Annotated in this window: 19 protein-coding genes; 11 read left to right on the top strand and 8 right to left on the bottom strand. The window is 65.9% G+C overall.

What is annotated here, in order from left to right; translation table 11 throughout:
- Positions 1 to 3 precede the first annotated feature (3 nt).
- The 3 genes from AC5LXK_RS10030 to AC5LXK_RS10020 form a co-directional block, all read right to left on the bottom strand.
- The gene (locus AC5LXK_RS10030; RefSeq protein WP_493388707.1) at positions 4 to 591 is read right to left on the bottom strand and encodes a BPSL1445 family SYLF domain-containing lipoprotein; all 588 of its coding nucleotides are present in this window, start codon (positions 589 to 591) and stop codon (positions 4 to 6) included.
- Between the two features lie 243 nt (positions 592 to 834).
- Positions 835 to 1,284: a hypothetical protein gene (locus AC5LXK_RS10025; protein WP_493388706.1), complete on the bottom strand. Its 450-nt coding sequence runs from the start codon at positions 1,282 to 1,284 to the stop codon at positions 835 to 837.
- A 267-nt stretch (positions 1,285 to 1,551) separates the two neighbouring features.
- On the bottom strand, positions 1,552 to 1,842 hold the full coding sequence (locus AC5LXK_RS10020; RefSeq protein ID WP_176015999.1) for a PsiF family protein: 291 nt from the start codon (positions 1,840 to 1,842) through the stop codon (positions 1,552 to 1,554).
- A 271-nt stretch (positions 1,843 to 2,113) separates the two neighbouring features.
- Between AC5LXK_RS10020 and AC5LXK_RS10015 the strand changes: the two genes are divergently transcribed.
- Positions 2,114 to 3,136: an asparaginase gene (locus AC5LXK_RS10015; protein WP_493388705.1), complete on the top strand. Its 1,023-nt coding sequence runs from the start codon at positions 2,114 to 2,116 to the stop codon at positions 3,134 to 3,136.
- Between the two features lie 91 nt (positions 3,137 to 3,227).
- On the opposite strand, the gene lysM is transcribed toward AC5LXK_RS10015, so the two are convergent.
- From lysM to gcl, 4 genes are all read right to left on the bottom strand, one after another.
- Positions 3,228 to 3,698, bottom strand: coding sequence for a peptidoglycan-binding protein LysM (lysM, locus tag AC5LXK_RS10010; RefSeq protein ID WP_059233962.1), 471 nt, complete (start codon positions 3,696 to 3,698; stop codon positions 3,228 to 3,230).
- 459 nt (positions 3,699 to 4,157) lie between these two features.
- Entirely contained in the window at positions 4,158 to 5,051 is an 894-nt protein-coding gene (locus tag AC5LXK_RS10005; RefSeq protein ID WP_493388704.1) for a 2-hydroxy-3-oxopropionate reductase, read from the bottom strand.
- Between the two features lie 41 nt (positions 5,052 to 5,092).
- Complete coding sequence (gene hyi, locus AC5LXK_RS10000) at positions 5,093 to 5,902, bottom strand: hydroxypyruvate isomerase (protein WP_048246826.1); 810 nt, start codon at positions 5,900 to 5,902, stop codon at positions 5,093 to 5,095.
- Between the two features lie 43 nt (positions 5,903 to 5,945).
- Positions 5,946 to 7,721: a glyoxylate carboligase gene (gene gcl / locus AC5LXK_RS09995; RefSeq protein WP_493388703.1), complete on the bottom strand. Its 1,776-nt coding sequence runs from the start codon at positions 7,719 to 7,721 to the stop codon at positions 5,946 to 5,948.
- Positions 7,722 to 7,893: 172 nt separating this feature from the next.
- Between gcl and AC5LXK_RS09990 the strand changes: the two genes are divergently transcribed.
- The 10 genes from AC5LXK_RS09990 (at position 7,894) to AC5LXK_RS09945 (ending at position 15,533) form a co-directional block, all read left to right on the top strand.
- The gene (locus tag AC5LXK_RS09990) at positions 7,894 to 8,805 is read left to right on the top strand and encodes a LysR family transcriptional regulator (protein WP_493388702.1); all 912 of its coding nucleotides are present in this window, start codon (positions 7,894 to 7,896) and stop codon (positions 8,803 to 8,805) included.
- 163 nt (positions 8,806 to 8,968) lie between these two features.
- Positions 8,969 to 9,610, top strand: a complete 642-nt coding sequence (locus tag AC5LXK_RS09985; RefSeq protein WP_493388701.1) for an RNA polymerase sigma factor — start codon at positions 8,969 to 8,971, stop codon at positions 9,608 to 9,610.
- Positions 9,600 to 10,520, top strand: a complete 921-nt coding sequence (locus AC5LXK_RS09980; RefSeq protein WP_493388700.1) for an anti-sigma factor family protein — start codon at positions 9,600 to 9,602, stop codon at positions 10,518 to 10,520. Before AC5LXK_RS09985 ends, AC5LXK_RS09980 begins: the two co-directional genes overlap by 11 nt.
- A gap of 230 nt (positions 10,521 to 10,750) precedes the next feature.
- Positions 10,751 to 11,125, top strand: a complete 375-nt coding sequence (gene rpsF, locus AC5LXK_RS09975; RefSeq protein WP_006402295.1) for a 30S ribosomal protein S6 — start codon at positions 10,751 to 10,753, stop codon at positions 11,123 to 11,125.
- 40 nt (positions 11,126 to 11,165) lie between these two features.
- A complete protein-coding gene (gene priB, locus AC5LXK_RS09970; RefSeq protein WP_011657069.1) occupies positions 11,166 to 11,465 on the top strand; it encodes a primosomal replication protein N in 300 nt (99 codons plus the stop codon).
- Between the two features lie 4 nt (positions 11,466 to 11,469).
- Entirely contained in the window at positions 11,470 to 11,745 is a 276-nt protein-coding gene (gene rpsR, locus AC5LXK_RS09965) for a 30S ribosomal protein S18 (RefSeq protein WP_174388124.1), read from the top strand.
- Positions 11,746 to 11,772: 27 nt separating this feature from the next.
- Positions 11,773 to 12,225, top strand: coding sequence for a 50S ribosomal protein L9 (gene rplI, locus AC5LXK_RS09960; protein WP_175847774.1), 453 nt, complete (start codon positions 11,773 to 11,775; stop codon positions 12,223 to 12,225).
- A 140-nt stretch (positions 12,226 to 12,365) separates the two neighbouring features.
- Positions 12,366 to 13,748, top strand: a complete 1,383-nt coding sequence (locus tag AC5LXK_RS09955) for a replicative DNA helicase (protein ID WP_493388699.1) — start codon at positions 12,366 to 12,368, stop codon at positions 13,746 to 13,748.
- 137 nt (positions 13,749 to 13,885) lie between these two features.
- Positions 13,886 to 14,512: a DUF47 domain-containing protein gene (locus AC5LXK_RS09950; protein ID WP_096503051.1), complete on the top strand. Its 627-nt coding sequence runs from the start codon at positions 13,886 to 13,888 to the stop codon at positions 14,510 to 14,512.
- A 10-nt stretch (positions 14,513 to 14,522) separates the two neighbouring features.
- Positions 14,523 to 15,533 (top strand): inorganic phosphate transporter, encoded by a 1,011-nt coding sequence (locus tag AC5LXK_RS09945; RefSeq protein WP_493388698.1) that lies wholly within the window; start codon positions 14,523 to 14,525, stop codon positions 15,531 to 15,533.
- Positions 15,534 to 15,683: 150 nt separating this feature from the next.
- On the opposite strand, the gene AC5LXK_RS09940 is transcribed toward AC5LXK_RS09945, so the two are convergent.
- Positions 15,684 to 16,766: a C40 family peptidase gene (locus AC5LXK_RS09940; RefSeq protein ID WP_493388697.1), complete on the bottom strand. Its 1,083-nt coding sequence runs from the start codon at positions 16,764 to 16,766 to the stop codon at positions 15,684 to 15,686.
- Between the last annotated feature and the right edge of the window lie 225 nt (positions 16,767 to 16,991).

Genomic DNA, 16,991 nt, shown 5'->3' with positions numbered 1-16,991 from the left:
GCGTCAGATCTTGAGCTTCGTGACCTTCGTGCCGTTGATCGACACGTCGCCCATCAGGCCCGCGTTCGTCAGCACGATGACCTGGACCGGTGCGGTGGCCGTGGTCGTGTCGACCGCGCCGTTCGCGCCCATCTTCACGAGCGCGACCGAGGCGCCGGCGCCGGCTGCCCAGCCGTCCGAGCCGCGGAATTCGTCGAGCGCTTCCTGCGTCATGAACAGGAACACGATCGCCTTCGACTGCGCACCGGCCTGCAGGCCGACCGACAGCGACGACGTGTTGAAGTAGCCGACCGTGCTGCCGCCGACGCGCAGTGCGCCGTTGCCCGACTGGCCGCCGACGATGAAGCCGGCCTGGAGCACTTCGGGGAAGACCAGCACGCCGCGCGACTTCGCGACGAGTTCGCGCGAACCCTTGACCGTGGAGTACATGCGCGACAGCGTGGCGTCGACGCTTGCGTCGATCGATTGACGCTTCGACGCGTTGGTCGCGGCGTTGTCCGGCTTGTCCGGGGTGGTGGTGCAACCGGTGAGCGCAAGGCTACCGACGATGAGCGCAGCGGCGGCTTTCAGCACAAGATTCCGTTTTTGCATCGTTCTTCTCCATCGGATGACGTTCGGAGTGAGTCTCGCTCAAGGAGCGGATCACGTCGGCAGTTATATCACAGCGGATTACAGCCTCTTTTCGTCGGTGCGTGAAAAAGCGTCAAATCGTCCGGGGATGTCGCGGCGCGCCAACGGACGGACCGGCGCCCGCACGCCGGGCGCGTCCCGCGCAGGGTCTGCGTGCAGGGGGGGGGCACAGTGGGCAATCGGAGGCGCGGCGCCTGCGGCGCATCAGTGCGTGACGGGTGGAACGGGCGGCTTGATCGGCGGGCGTCGCAGTGCACGGCGGATCAGCGCGATCACGACACCGCACGCGAACAGGAACGCGGCCGGGACGACCCAGTAGCCGACGAACGCGTGCCACAGGTAACCGGCAAGCGTATTGCGGCGCACCACGTACTCGTCGCGGGCGGCCTGCTGGCGCGGCGCATTGGCGGCCAGCACGCCGGCAGGGCAGCCGGCCGCGCGCGCCTCTTCAGGATCCCCGTGGCACTTCGCGGCGGTGCCGGCGGCCTGCTGTGCGTCGGTGAGCTGCCAGGTGGTCAGCGCGAGCTGCAGGTCCGCCTTGTTGTAGGCCATTTCCTCGCGGATCTCGCGCACGGCGACGATCGCGACGGGCACGGCCCAGAACACGATCACGATCACCCAGCGGCGGAACCAGCGGTGTTGTCTCCATGCCATCCAAGCCTCCGTTTGACGCGCGTGCGCGTTCGTCTCGAGGGCGGCCCGATGGCGCTTCTTGTACTTGGGTGGGCCGCGTTGCAGCCATCATAGAAGAAAACGCGGCGAATTGCCGCACCATGTGGCGGCGCCGGGGCGGCTGGCCGGAAAAGCGGGGCGGGAAGAGGGCGCGAGAGGGAAACGCGTGTGTCGATGCGCGAGCAACGAAAACAAAAATGCCGCGCCCGCCGAAGCGGTGCGCGGCATTCGATACGGGAGCGCCGGAACTCAGGCGGCCGGCTGATTGCTCAGGCAGCTCTTCATGAACGCCTTGCGGTCGTCGCCCTTCTTGCCGGTGGCTTGCGTGTTGCATGCCTTCATCTTTTCCTGCTGCGTCATCGCCTTTGCGGGCTTCGTCGACAGGCAGTCCTTCATGAACGCCTTGCGTTCGTCGCCCGTCTTGCCGGCTGCCTGCGTGTTACAGGCCTTCATCTTGTCCTGCTGGCTGTTCGCCGCGAATGCGGGGGAAGCCAGCATGCCGCCGAGAAGCACTGCGGCTACGAGCGATTGGATTTTCATTTCGACACTCCCATGGGGTGAATTGCGTGTTATCGACGCCGTCACGAAGCACGCCGCGCCGCGGACAGGGCCGCAGCGCATCGCGCGCCCCGATTATGGCAAATCAATGTGAAAACACCAAAACGGCACTTCCTATAACGTTGCGGGCGCCACGGCCGTTGACGGCGCGCGCGACCGGGCGATCGGGACAAACCATGACGCACGGCCGCCGGCATCGGCTGCCGCGCCCGAACCTGCCGGATCCCGGCCGCGAGCCATTACAATCGCGGCCATGAATACTCCGAACTCCGCATCTCCTTCGTCCACGGCGGCGTTGCCGCGCATCGCCGTGCTCGCCACCGGCGGGACGATCGCCGGTGCCGCGCCCGACGCGGCCAGCACGGCCGGCTACCAGGCCGGCGCACTCGGCGTCAATTTCCTGGTCGACGCGGTGCCGGCGCTCGCGTCGGTCGCGCGCATCGATGCCGAGCAGGTTGCGAGCATCGACAGCAAGGATCTCGCGCTGCCGCTGTGGAACACGCTTGCCGCGCGAATCGACGCGCTGATGGCCGATCCGGCGGTCGACGGCATCGTGATCACCCACGGCACCGACACGCTGGAGGAAACCGCCTATGCACTGCACCTGGTCGTGAAAGGCGACAAGCCGGTCGTGCTGACGGCCGCGATGCGGCCGGCGACCGCGCTGTCGTCCGACGGTCCGCTGAACCTGCTGAACGCGGTGACGGTGGCCGCGCATCCGGCCGCACGCGGGCAGGGCGTGCTGATCGCGTTCAACAATCGGATCCACGGCGCGCGCGATGTCGTGAAGACGAGCACCTATGCGGTCGACGCGTTCCAGTCGCCGGAGCTCGGTGCGCTCGGCTGGGTGCAGGACGGCCGCGTCGAATTCGCGCGCCGCGCCACGCGTTCTCGCGACACCCAGCTGGCAATTGCCGCGGTCTGGCCGCCCGTCGAAGTCGTCGCGAGCTATGCGGGCGTGACGCGCACGGCGGTCGACGCGCTGGTTGCTGCCGGCGTGCGCGGCCTCGTCGTCGCGGGCACCGGTAACGGGTCGATCCACGCGACGCTGCAGGCGGCGCTCGCCGATGCGGCCAACGCGGGCGTAGCGGTGGTCCGTGCGTCGCGCGTCGGGTCGGGGCATGTGATGCGCAACGGCGCCGCGAACGACGATGCGCTCGGCTTCGTGAGCGCGGGCTCGCTGAATCCGTTCAAGGCGCGCGTGCTGCTGATGCTCGCGCTCGCGAACGGCATTCACGGTCGCGACGCGCTGCAGCGCGCATTCGATACGCTGTAGCCGATACGCACCGATCGGGCGACGCGCGTTGCCCATGAAAAAAGGCAGGCCACATGGGCCTGCCTTTTTTGCGTCAGTCCGGCAGGAATGCTCAGGACTGCGGCGGAATCACGAGCTTCTGGCCCGGGTAGATCCGGTCCGGGCTCGACAGCATCGGCTTGTTCGCTTCGAAGATCACCGGGTACTTGTTCGCGTCGCCATACACTTCCTTGGCGATCGCCGACAGCGTGTCGCCCGATTTCACGTCGTGATACTGCACTTCCGGATCGTCCGGCTGCAGATCGTCGTCGTTGACGCCCGCGACGCCCTGCACGTTGCCGGCCGCGACCTTGACCTTCGCCTTCGTGTCGAGGTCGGCGACGCTGCCCGACAGCGTGACGGTACGCGATGCGCCGTCGAACGCGACGGTCAGGTTCGACGTGTCGAGCCCTTGCGTGCTGATGTAATTCTTGATTGCGTCGGCCGCGGTCTGGTTCGCGGCATTCGGATCTTCCGCGGCTTGCGCGTCGGCATGACCCAGCAGTTTTTCACCCGCCTCTTTGATAAACGAAAGAAGACCCATCGCTGCACTCCCTAGGTGGTTGAAAAGAAAACGCGCCGTGAAGTGGCGAAAAAAACACCGCGCTGGGCGCGGTCACCGGAGGTGAACGCAAGCGCGGCGGTTTTCTCGAAAGGCGTGGCGAAAGTGTAGGCGCTCAGCGCGACGATTGCATGAAAAATCGCACGCTTGAACGTAAAGAAATGTAATACGCGAAATCCGACAGGCGGACACCCGACGACGACGTCTGACCGACCAAGGCTTCCCCGGCGCCGCCGGGTGCCGCTGCGGACCCCACCACGCCGCTCTCAGCCCAGAGCGGCGTTTTTCGCCCCGTCCCGCATGCCGTTGGCGATGCAGGGCGGGGCGCCCCACCGTGATGCGCGCGTGTTCGCGCATCGATGCGACCGGCCGCAGCCGGATCGCGCGTGTCTGTCGCGCGCCTCCGCCATTGCAGCGGAAACGCGCGGTACGGCATCCGCGTTACGCGGCCGGCGTCTGGCCGATCTCGAAGTTCGACATGATCTCGAGCGCACGCACGAGTGCCGAGTGATCCCATGCCTTGCCGCCGTGCGATGCGCACACGCTGAACAGCTGCTGCGCGCTTGCCGTGTGCGGCAGGGCGAGGCCGAGCTTGCGTGCGCCGTCGAGCGCGAGGTTCAGGTCCTTCTGGTGCAGTTCGATGCGGAAGCCCGGATCGAACGTGCGCTTCGTCATCCGCGCGCCGTGCACTTCGAGGATGCGCGACGCGGCGAAGCCGCCCATCAACGCCTGGCGAACGCGTTCCGGATCGGCGCCCGAGCGTGCGGCGAACAGCAGCGCTTCGCCGACGGCTTCGATGTTCAGCGCGACGATGATCTGGTTCGCGACCTTGCAGGTCTGGCCGGCGCCGTTGTCGCCGACGAGCGTGATGTTCTTGCCCATCTTCTCGAACAGCGGCTTCGCACGTTCGAACGCCTGCTCCGGGCCGCCGACCATGATCGTCAGCGACGCTTCGCGTGCGCCGACTTCGCCGCCGGACACCGGCGCGTCGAGGTAGTCGCAGCCGAGTGCGTTGATCTGCTTCGCGAATTCCTGCGTGTCGAGCGGCGAGATCGAGCTCATGTCGATCACGAGCTTGCCGGCCGTCAGGCCCTTCGCGACGCCGTCGTCGGCGAACAGCACGTTACGCACGTCCGGCGTGTCCGGCACCATCACGACGACGATGTCGGCGTTCTGCGCGACTTCGGTCGAGTTCGCGACGACTTTCGCGCTCGTGCGCAGGTCGTCCGGAATCGGGAACGCGCCGTTCACGACGAGTTGATGGTCGCCCTTGAGCAGGTTGCGCGCCATGTGCGCGCCCATGATGCCGAGGCCGATGAAACCGATGGTTGCCATGTGTAAGTCTCCTGTGGGGCTGATAACGGGAAGGGCGCTTCTCAGGCGGCGCGACGCGCCGAGCCCGGTGCGCAGCCGGCAACGCTTTGCAGCCAGCCGAGGCCTTCCGTCGTGGTGGTACGGGGCTTGTATTCGCAGCCGACGTAGCCGGCATAGCCGAGCCGGTCGAGCAGGGCGAACAGGAACGCGTAGTTGATTTCGCCCGTGCCCGGCTCGTTACGGCCCGGGTTGTCCGCAAGCTGGACGTGGCCGATCGAAGCGAGGTTGCGTTCGATCGTCGCGGCCAGTTCGCCTTCCATGCGCTGCATGTGATAGATGTCGTACTGCAGGAACAGGTTGTCCGAGCCGACCGCGCGGATCACGTCGAGCCCTTCCGACGAGCGATTCAGCGCGAAACCCGGGATGTCGAAGCTGTTGCACGGTTCGACGAGCAGGCGGATGCCTTCGCGCTTCAGCGCGTCGGCAGCAAAGCGCAGGTTGTCGACGATCGTCACGAACGTCTTGTCGCGCGCGGTGCTGGCCGACGGGATGCCGACGAGGCAGTTCAACTGCGGTACCTTCAGTGCCTTCGCGTACTCGATCGCACGGCCGACACCTTCCTGGAATTCGCCGACGCGATCGGGCAGGCAAGCAATGCCGCGCTCGCCCTGATCCCAGTTGCCGGCCGGCAGGTTGTGCAGTACGAGGCGCAGGCGGTGCGTCTCGAGCTGCTCGGCGAGTTCCTCTTTCGCGTACGGGTACGGGAACAGGAACTCGACGGCGTCGAAGCCCGCGTCCGCGGCCGCCTTGAAGCGGTCGAGGAACGGCACTTCGTTGAACAGCATGGTCAGGTTTGCAGCAAACTTCGGCATGAGCTAAGCCTCTTCGGTCGGTCAGTCAAAAATGTCGTGCGGTTCAGTCGAGCATCGAGATCGCGGTCGGTGCGTGCTCGGCCTTCTCGGCGAGATCTTCGAATTCGTTGATCGCGTCGATTTCCGTGCCCATCGAGATGTTCGTCACGCGCTCGAGGATCACTTCGACGACCACCGGCACGCTGAACTCTTCCGCGAGCGACTGCGCCTGGCGCAGTGCCGGCTCGATCTCTTCCGGCTTGAACACGCGCAGCGCCTTGCAGCCGAGACCTTCCGCGACGGCCACGTGGTCGACGCCATAACCGTTCAGTTCCGGCGCGTTCACGTTGTCGAACGCGAGCTGCACGCAGTAGTCCATGTCGAACGCGCGCTGCGCCTGGCGGATCAGCCCGAGGTACGAGTTGTTCACGACGACGTGCACGTACGGCAGCTTGAATTGCGCGCCGGCCGCCAGTTCCTCGATCATGAACTGGAAGTCGTAGTCGCCGGACAGCGCGACGATCGGGCGGCTCGGGTCGGCAGCACGCACGCCGAGCGCGGCGGGGATCGTCCAGCCGAGCGGGCCGGCCTGGCCGCAGTTGATCCAGTTGCGTGCCTTGAACACGTGCAGGAACTGCGCGGCGGCGATCTGCGACAGGCCGATCGTGCTGACGTAGCAGGTATCGCGGCCGAACACCTTGTTCATCTCTTCGTACACGCGCTGCGGCTTGACCGGCACGTTGTCGAAGTGCGTCTTGCGCTGCAGCGTGCGCTTGCGTTCCTGGCATTCCGAGACCCATGCGCTGCGGTCCTTCAGCTTGCCGGCGGCCTTCCATTCCTGTGCGACGGCGACGAACAGCTCGAGTGCGGCCTTCGCGTCGGACACGATGCCGAGATCCGGGCCGAACACGCGGCCGATCTGCGTCGGCTCGATGTCGACGTGCACGAACTTGCGGCCCTTCGTGTAGACCTCGACGCTGCCCGTGTGGCGGTTCGCCCAGCGGTTGCCGATGCCGAGCACGAAGTCCGATGCGAGCATCGTCGCGTTGCCGTAGCGGTGCGACGTCTGCAGGCCGACCATGCCCGCCATCAGCGGATGGTCGTCCGGAATCGCGCCCCACGACATCAGCGTCGGGATCACCGGCACGCCGATCGTTTCGGCGAACTGGACGAGCAGGTCTTCGGCTGCCGCGTTGAGCACGCCGCCGCCCGACACGATCAGCGGCTTGTCCGCGTCGTTGAGCATCGTGATCGCTTTCTCGATCTGCGCGCGGGAGGCCGCGGGCTTGTAGACCGGCAGCGGTTCATACGTGTCGATGTCGAATTCGATTTCGGCGAGCTGCACGTCGATCGGCAGGTCGACCAGCACCGGGCCCGGACGGCCCGAGCGCATCAGGTGGAATGCCTGCTGGAACACGCGCGGCACGAGCGCCGGTTCGCGCACGGTGACGGCCCACTTCGTGACGGGCTTCGCGATCGACTCGATGTCGACGGCCTGGAAGTCTTCCTTGTACAGGCGTGCACGCGGCGCCTGGCCCGTGATCGCGAGAATGGGAATCGAGTCGGCGGATGCGGAGTAGAGGCCGGTGATCATGTCGGTGCCGGCGGGGCCCGACGTGCCGATGCACACGCCGATGTTGCCCGGGGCCGCACGCGTGAAACCTTCGGCCATGTGCGATGCGCCTTCGACGTGGCGCGCCAGCACGTGGCTGATGCCCCCCGACTTGCGCATCGCGGAGTAGAACGGGTTGATCGCTGCGCCCGGCACGCCGAACGCGGTCTGGATGCCTTCCTTCTCGAGCACGAGCACTGCTGCGTCGACGGCTCTCATCTTGGCCATGAATGTCTCCTTGAATGTGGCGGATCTAGCGAATGGGTCTGTTGGGGCTACTTTAGGGATGCAGGAAAGGTTTGATAAGATCAGCCGGAGTCGCTTATTTCGAAACTAAAAGTATGGAATGACGGCCGGACGGGGCTTTCCGCCGGTGTCGGAACAGAGACGGAGACGGGAGATGGATCGCTTCAAGCAGATCGAGACGTTCGTGCGGGTTGCCGACGCCGGCAGCCTCGCGGCGGCGGCACTCGAGGAGGGCGTGTCGCCGGTGGTGCTCGGACGGCGCATCGACGCGCTGGAGAAGCGCCTCGGCGTGAAGCTGATGTACCGCTCGACGCGGCGGCTGGTGGTCAGCGAGGAGGGCGCCGCGTTCCTCGAGCGCTGTCGCGGGCTGCTGTCCGAATGGGACCAGGCCGAGAACGAGCTGGCCGCCGGGCGGCGCGCGGTCAGCGGGCACCTGATCGTGTCGGCGCCGGCCGCATTCGGGCGCAAGCACGTCGCGCCCCATGCGCCGGGTTTTCTGGCCGACAAGCCTGAGATGCAGCTGTCGTTCAACCTGACCGACCGCGTCGTCGATCTCGTGCGCGAAGGCTATGACCTGTCGATCCGGATCGGCGGCGCCGTCGATCCGAACTTCGTCGCGGTGAAGCTCGCGTCGAACCGGCGCGTCGTGTGCGGTACGCCCGGGTATTTCCGCCGGCATGGCCGGCCGAAGTCGCTCGACGACCTGCTGAAGCACAACTGCCTCGCATTCAACCTGCAGGGCGGGCAGAACCGCGGCTGGTATTTCCAGCGCCACGGCAAGATCGCGACGATGCGCGTGGCCGGCAATCTCGACTGCAACGATGGCGAGCTGCTGCACCGCTGGGTAGCCGAGGGGCTCGGGCTCGGCTGGCGCTCGACGTGGGAAATCGCCGCGCAGCTCGAAACGGGCGAACTCGAGACCGTGCTCGACGAATACGCGTTGCCCGACTACGACATCCTCGCGGTCTACCCGCAGCAGCGCTACGTGCCGGCGCGCGTGCGCTATTTCATCGACTACCTGCGCGCCGCGTATGCGCGCCCCGGCTACTGGAGCACCACGCCGTAACGGGCCGCGCGGCCGCCCGTCAATTTTTTACGCTTTCTGCGACCGGCGCGGGAATAAACTCGACGCAGCGACGGTATGGTCATCGAGCGCGCACGTTGCCGGTCTGTCCGGGCGCCGTGCGCGGAACGGGCGCGGCGTCGGCCGCCGGGACCAGGGAGGCCATGTGGGGCAAGCCGGACAGGCGGTCGATGAACGGGCGGCAGACGACGCGGTTGCGCGCGGCGAGCGGTTTCGCGCGCTCGTGCTGCCGCATCTCGATGCTGCCTACAACCTCGCGCGCTGGCTGAGCGGCAGCGCCGGCGATGCGGACGACGTCGTCCAGGACGCGTGCATGCGCGCGCTGCGCTTCGTCGATTCGTGTCGCGGCGACAATGCGCGGCCGTGGCTGCTGACGATCGTGCGCCACACCTGGTACACCGAATGGCGGCGGCGCACGCATGCGCACGAGGTCGCGCTGCCCGACACGCTCGACGACACCGATGCGCCCGACGACTGGCAGCCGGCGACGGAGGATCCGCTCGCCCACCTGCTGCGCGGCGAGAACGTGCGGCTCGTGAATGCGGCGCTCGCGAAGCTGCCGACCGAATACCGCGAGGTGCTCGTACTGCGCGAGATGGAGGACCTGAGCTACCGCGAGATCGCGGCGATCGCGGACGTGCCGGTCGGCACGGTGATGTCGCGGCTCTCGCGCGGCCGGCGCAAGCTTGCCGCGCTGCTGGGCGGCGAGCCGGCACCGGTAACCGAAGGCAGGCCGGGCCGTACGCCGGCCGGCGGAACCGCATCGGAGGCTATCGATGGACTGTAACGAAGCACGAGCGTTGCTGGACGCGGACGTCGACCGCGAGCTGTCGGCGCCCGAGGCGTTGCGGGTCCAGCAGCATGTCGAAGGGTGCGAAGCGTGCCGCCGGGAGCGCGCGCGGATCGTCGCGCTGGCGCAGGCCGTGCGGCAGGCCGATTATCACCGCGCGCCGGATGCGCTGCGGGCGAGCATTCTTGCCGGCCTGCCGGCCGCGGCCGCGGCCGCGGCGGGGGCCGACGCGCCCGCTCGCGAGCCGGCGCGGGGGGCGTCGCAGCCCGAGCCTCAAGCGCAACCGAAGCCCCGGGCGCGGCCACGCGGCCGCAACTGGTTCCCGTGGCTGACGGGGCATGGCGGGGCGGCACGGCCGGCCACGGCCGGCGCCGGGCCGCGCGTCGTCGCATCGCCGGGGTTCGGCTGGGGCGTCGCGCTGCTGGTGGCGCTCGCGGCGGCGGGCGGGATGGCATTGTCCGCGCGCCACGCCGACACCGATCGCACGGTCGACGAACTCGTCGCGAGCCATGTGCGTGCCGACCTGTCGGCGCGCGACATCGACGTGATCTCGACCGATCAACACACGGTCAAGCCGTGGTTCAACGGCCGGCTCGACTATGCGCCGCCGGTCGAGGATCTCGCGGCGAACGGCTTCGCGCTGGTCGGCGGCCGGCTCGACTACGTCGGGCGCCGCCGTGTCGCGGTGCTCGTCTACCGCTACCGGAAGCACGTGATCGACGTCTACGTGCGGCCGGCCGGGGAAGGGCCGGCGGCCCCGTACACGACCGTGTCGCAGGGCTATGCGCTCGACCGCTGGGACGCGGCCGGGATGACGTGGTGGGCGGTGACCGACGCCGAGCCGCCGGCGCTCGCGGCGTTCAAGGCGGCGCTCGACGCGCGGCTTTCCGGTACGCGCAGCGAGTGACGATGCGGCGGCCCGCGCGCCGCGCCCGTGTTCCGACCCCGTTGCAAAAGAACCGAAGGGCGGCCGCACACACCGGCCCACCCCTTCAAGTCGTTGAAAACACGGCCGAATCCGCGCGCCAATCGTCGATTGGCCTTGCATGAGCCCTGTTATCGGGTTAGAATCTTCGGCTTCTCACTTGCCACACCGGTACAGACGCCCGGGTGGCTTTAATCCACAAGGAGTGTGTAATGCGTCATTACGAAATCGTATTCATCGTGCACCCGGATCAGAGCGAGCAAGTGCCCGCGATGATCGAGCGTTACAAGACCACGATCACGTCGCACGGCGGTCAGATCCACCGTGTCGAAGACTGGGGCCGTCGCCAACTGGCCTACATGATCGAGAAACTCGCTAAGGCTCACTACGTCTGCATGAACATCGAGTGCGACCAGACGACGCTCGACGAACTCGAACACGCGTTCAAGTTCAACGACGCCGTGCTGCGTCACCTCATCGTCAAGATGAAGAAGGCCGAAACCGGCCCGTCGCCGATGATGAAGGAAGTTCAGCGCGAAGAAGCCAAGAAGGCGGCTGCAGCTCAGCCGACCGAAGCGCAGGCTTAAGTTCGTCATTCATTAAGCCATCAAGGAGCGCGGCACTCACGTGAACAGGTTGCAATTGACGGCGAGCGTCGTCGAACGCGCACCGGTGCGATATACGCCGGCAGGCGTTCCGATCGCAAGCGCCACATTGCATCACCGCACGGAAGTCGTCGAAGCAGGCATTCCCCGTCAGGTCGAAATGACGATCGAGGCGGTGGCGGCCGGTGAGGCGAGCGGCAGGCTGGAAAGTCGTGAAATGGGCGTCGAAACGCTGTTCACGGGCTTCCTGGCCAAGAAAAGCCGCAACGCGAGAACCTTGGTGTTTCACATCACAGCATTGCAGGACATTGGAAAGGACTGAAATCATGCCCCGCCCGACTGGTAAGAAATTCGACAAGCGTCGTCAGCAACAAAACCCGCTCTTCAAGCGCAAGAAGTTCTGCCGTTTCACGGCTGCAGGCGTCGAGCAGATCGACTACAAGGACACGGATACGCTGAAGGACTTCATCGGCGAAAACGGCAAGATCACGCCGGCTCGCCTGACGGGTACGAAGTCGCACTATCAGCGTCAGCTGGATACGGCCATCAAGCGTGCGCGTTTCCTCGCGCTGCTGCCGTACACCGATCAGCACAAGGCGTAATCAGGCGACGCAATAAGGAGAATTCGAATGCAAATCATTCTGTTGGAAAAAGTCGCTAACCTGGGCAACCTCGGCGACATCGTCAAGGTCAAGGACGGTTACGCTCGCAACTTCCTGATCCCGAACCGCAAGGCTCGCCGTGCAACGAAGGAGGCGATCGCCGAATTCGAAGTGCGCCGCGCTGAACTCGAGAAGCTCGCCGCTGAAAAGCTGGCAGCATCGCAGGCAGTCGGCGAGAAGCTGAACGGCCAGTCGTTCGAAATCACGCAGAAGTCGGGCGTTGACGGCCGTCTGTTCGGCTCGGTCACGAACGGCGACGTCGCTGAACTGCTGAAGAAGGCAGGTTTCGAAGTCGAGAAGCTGCAAGTTCGCATGCCGGAAGGCCCGCTGAAGATGATCGGCGAGCACGGTGTTCAAGTTGCGCTGCACACGGACGTCGTTGTCGACATCACGGTCAACGTGATCGGCGACCACGCGTAAGCGTACGCAAGCTTTCCGGGCGGCTTCCGCCGTCCGGACAAGGGCAGGCGCCCGGGCAACCGGCGCCTGCCTTTTTTTATTGCCGCATCACTGGCGGCCGGTATGGCGCCGTCCTGTGTAATTCGCGATAATCCCAACCCATGAACGCGTCGCAAGATCCCCAAATCGAATCGCTGAAAGTCCCGCCGCATTCGGTCGAAGCCGAACAGTCGGTACTCGGCGGCCTGTTGCTCGACAACGCGGCCTGGGACCGGATTGCCGACTTCCTGTCGCAGGGCGACTTCTACCGCTACGACCACCGGATCATCTACGAGCACATCGGCCGCCTGATCGCGTCGACGCGCCCGGCCGACGTCGTGACCGTGTACGAAGCGCTGGTCACGGCCGGCAAGGCCGATGACGTCGGCGGCCTGGCGTACCTGAATGCACTCGCGCAGAACACGCCAAGCGCGGCGAACATCCGTCGCTATGCGGAAATCGTGCGCGACCGTGCGGTGCTGCGCCGGCTCGTGTCGGTCGCCGACGAAATCTCGGCCGACGCGTTCAATCCGCAGGGCAAGGAAGTCCGCCAGCTGCTCGACGAAGCGGAATCGAAGGTATTCTCGATCGCCGAAGAAGGCGCGCGCGGTAACCAGGGCTTCCTCGAAGTCGGCCCGCTGCTCACGCAGGTCGTCGAGCGTATCGACACGCTGTACCACACCGCGAACCCGAGCGATGTCACCGGCACGCCGACGGGCTTCGTCGACCTCGACCGGATGACGTCCGGCATGCACGGCGGCGAACTGATCATCGTCGCAGGGCGGCCGTCGATGGGCAAGACCGCGCTGTCGATGAATATCGGCGAGTATGTCGCGGTCGAGTACGGGCTGCCGGTCGCGGTGTTCTCGATGGAAATGCCAGGCACCCAGCTCGTGATGCGTATGCTCGGCTCGATCGGCCGGCTCGACCAGCACCGGATGCGGACGGGCCGCCTGACGGACGAGGACTGGCCGAAACTGACCCACGCGGTGCAGAAGATGAGCGAGGCGCAGCTCTTCATCGACGAGACGGGCGGTTTGAACCCGATGGAACTGCGCTCGCGCGCGCGGCGTCTGGCGCGGCAATGCGGCAAGCTAGGCCTGATCATCGTCGACTACCTGCAGCTGATGTCGGGCTCGTCGCAGGGCGAGAACCGCGCGACCGAAATTTCGGAAATCTCGCGATCGCTGAAGAGCCTCGCGAAGGAACTCGACGTGCCGGTGATCGCGCTGTCGCAGCTGAACCGCGGCCTCGAACAGCGCCCGAACAAGCGACCGGTGATGTCCGATCTGCGCGAATCGGGCGCAATCGAACAGGATGCGGACGTGATCCTGTTCATTTACCGCGATGAAGTTTACAATCCGGACAGCCCGGACAAAGGGACGGCCGAGATTATCATCGGCAAGCAGCGTAACGGTCCGATCGGCCCCGTTCGGCTCACGTTCCTTGGGCAATACACGAAGTTCGACAATTTTGCCGGGGCACAGAACTTCCACGGCGAGTAACGCCGGAAGTAAACCCTTATTCGCCAAGCGTTGTATTCAATCCCGGCGCACGCATAAGCGCGCGCCGTGTCACGACGGGAACCGGTACAATGTCGCCCGTTTTCGTGACAGTAGTTTGACAATCTCTCAGGAATCCCATGTTCGGTCGATTCATGCCCACCGAGGGCAAGTTCTTTGAACTCTTCAACGCGCACGCGAAGCACATCGTTTCCGGTGGCCGCGAGCTTGAACTGCTGATCGACAATCTCGCCGACGCCGAGATTCACAAGCAAAACGTGCAGACCGCCGAGAAGGCCGCCGACAAGCTCACGCACGAGGCGATCGATCTCCTGCACAAGACTTTCATCACGCCGCTCGATCGCGACGAGATCCACAAGCTGATCACGACGATGGACGACATCCTCGACCTGATGGAAGACGTCGCGACGGCCGTGTCGCTGTACGACGTGCGTGCCGTCACGTCCGAGGCGAGCCAGCTCGCGCACATCGTCACGCAGTCGGCGCAGCACGTGCAGCAGGCCGTCGGGTTGCTGTCCGACATGAAGCAGTCGGCGCAGATCCTCAAGCAGTGCGAGGAGATCGACCGCTGGGAATCGGAGGCCGATCGCGTGCTGCGTGCGGCAATGTCGAAGCTGTTCCGCGAGGAAGACGACGTGAAGACGCTCATCAAGCTGAAGGCGATCTACGAGCTGCTCGAAGAGATCACCGACAAGTGCGAGGACGTCGCGAACATCATCGAAGGCATCGTGCTGGAAAACGCCTGAGCGGACCACGATGCATTCGATACAACTCGCCCTATGGATGGTCGCGACGCTCGTGCTCGTCGCGCTCGTATTCGATTTCATGAACGGCTTTCACGACGCGGCGAACTCGATCGCCACCGTCGTGTCGACCGGGGTGCTCAAGCCCCAGCAGGCCGTCGTGTTCGCGGCCGCGTTCAACGTGATCGCGTATTTCATCTTCCACCTGAAAGTCGCGCAGACCGTCGGCAAAGGCACGATCGATCCCGAGATCGTCGACCACTACGTCATATTCGGCGCGCTGGTCGGTGCGATCGGCTGGAACGTGATCACCTGGTACTACGGGATTCCGTCGAGCTCGTCGCACGCGCTGATCGGCGGCCTCGTCGGCGCGGCGCTCGCGAAGTCGGGCTGGAGCTCGCTGAACATCGACGGGCTGCTGAAGACGGTTGCGTTCATCTTCATTTCGCCGCTGCTCGGTTTCATCCTCGGTTCGCTGTTCATGCTCGGCGTGTCGTGGCTGTACTTCCGTACCGCGCCCAGCAAGGTCGACCGGCGCTTCAGGCGGCTGCAGCTGCTGTCGGCCGGCCTGTACAGCCTCGGCCACGGCGGTAACGACGCGCAGAAGACGATCGGCATCATCTGGATGCTGCTGATCGCGAGCGGCTACGCATCGTCCACCGCCGCTGCGCCGCCGGCGTGGGTGATCGGCGCGTGCTACCTGTCGATGGGCCTCGGCACGCTGTTCGGCGGCTGGCGCATCGTGCGCACGATGGGCCAGAAGATCACGAAGCTCAAGCCGGTCGGCGGTTTTTGCGCGGAAAGCGGCGGGGCGATCACGCTGTTCATCGCGTCGTTCCTCGGCATTCCGGTGTCGACCACGCATACGATCACCGGTGCGATCGTCGGTGTCGGCGCGACGCAGAAGCTGTCGGCCGTGCGCTGGGGCGTGGCCGGCAACATCGTGTGGGCGTGGGTGCTGACGCTGCCGGCAGCCGCGCTGTTCGCGGCCGGCGGGTGGTGGCTCGGGCACCAGATCTTCTGATCGCCGACACTGCCGGATCGACATGAAATGCGCCGCAAGCCGAAAGGCTGCGGCGCATTTTCTTTTAGGGTCCCGGAAGTTTGAGACAAGCGCGGGTGGGACGGTGGCGGATGGCGTCGACGTTACCGTCGCGGCATCGGCAACGACAGGTCAGTAACTGCCGTTCGCAAATCGTGCAATCGGATCGTCTGCCGTACTGGTACGCGGGCTGACCGGTGCAGATTGCGTCGACGCGCGCAACACCTGGACGGGCGCTGGCTCGATACCGCGTGGCGGTGCCGATGTGGCGGGCGGCGGGTCCGAATCGAATGCGGCAGCCTGGGCGGCCGTCAGCGCCGTCGTCGGAATCTGCGTGCCGGCCTCGGCCGGAGCGGCCGGCGCTGCGTTGGCCGTCGTCGCGGTCATGCCGTCATTCACCGACGTTACCTGTTGCTGGGCTGCCTGCATGCGCGGGGGCGGCGGTTCGTACGGATCGGCGGCCGGGGCTGCGGCAACTGCAGCAGTCGTCATGACCGGCGTGGCCGGTGCGACCGAAGCGGGCGCCTGCGTGATTCGCGCTTGCGGCGATGCATACGCGGGCTGCCGCGGCGCGGCGGCCGTCATGACCACCGGGGCGGCTGCGACCGCCGGCGGCGTGCGCGGCTCGTCGCGCCTGGCCTCGTAGGTCGGCGCATCGAACGGCGTCGGTGCCGAGCGCGGCGGGGCGACGCGGCGAATGCCGTCGAAACGCTTGGCCCAGTACGGGTTCGTCAGGTAGTCGAGCCGCACGGTGCCGCCCGTCGACGGCGCGTTGACGAAGCGCAGCTTGCCGACATAGATGCCGACGTGCGAATGCGGGCGTCCGGTCGTATTGAAGAAGATCAGGTCGCCCGGCGCGACCTGGTCGGGTTCGATCGACACGCCTCGGCCGCTCATGTCGGCGGTCGTGCGCGGCAGGTTCACGTCGGCTGCGCGGCCGATCACGTAGCGCACGAGCCCGCTGCAGTCGAAGCCGCTCGTCGGCGTGTTGCCGCCCCAGCGATACGGAACGCCGACAAGGCTCATGGCCTGGATCGAGATCTCTTCCTGGCCGACGCTGTGGTCGACGAATTTCGGGAAATTGGCGGGAGCCGGGAACGCGCGCGGCGTCGTGATCTTCATGCCCGACGCGGGACGCGATGCCGACTGCGGCGGCACGCTGGAGCAGGCCGCAAGCAGGGAGACGACGGCAACGGGAACCCAGATTCGAAGCATGGCAAGGCGGGCGAACGCGGCGCGCTCGCGAATCGTATGACAACAGACAGACCCGATGGTAGACGCTCCGGCGGGGCTTAAGCAACCATTCTTGAGAATTTACTTGAAGTTTCGCGCGTAAACTGCGTTTTTGCGTGACGAAACGTTACTTTTGTCTTCGACCCCAAATAAAAACGGCGCTCCGGAATCGGAGCGCCGTCTGGCGTCGAAAGCCGGCCGATCGGC

It is taken from the genome of Burkholderia pulmonis (assembly GCF_984667975.1).
The sequence above is the reverse complement of the archived record's forward strand: the minus strand, read 5'-3'. Positions and strand labels throughout refer to the sequence as shown.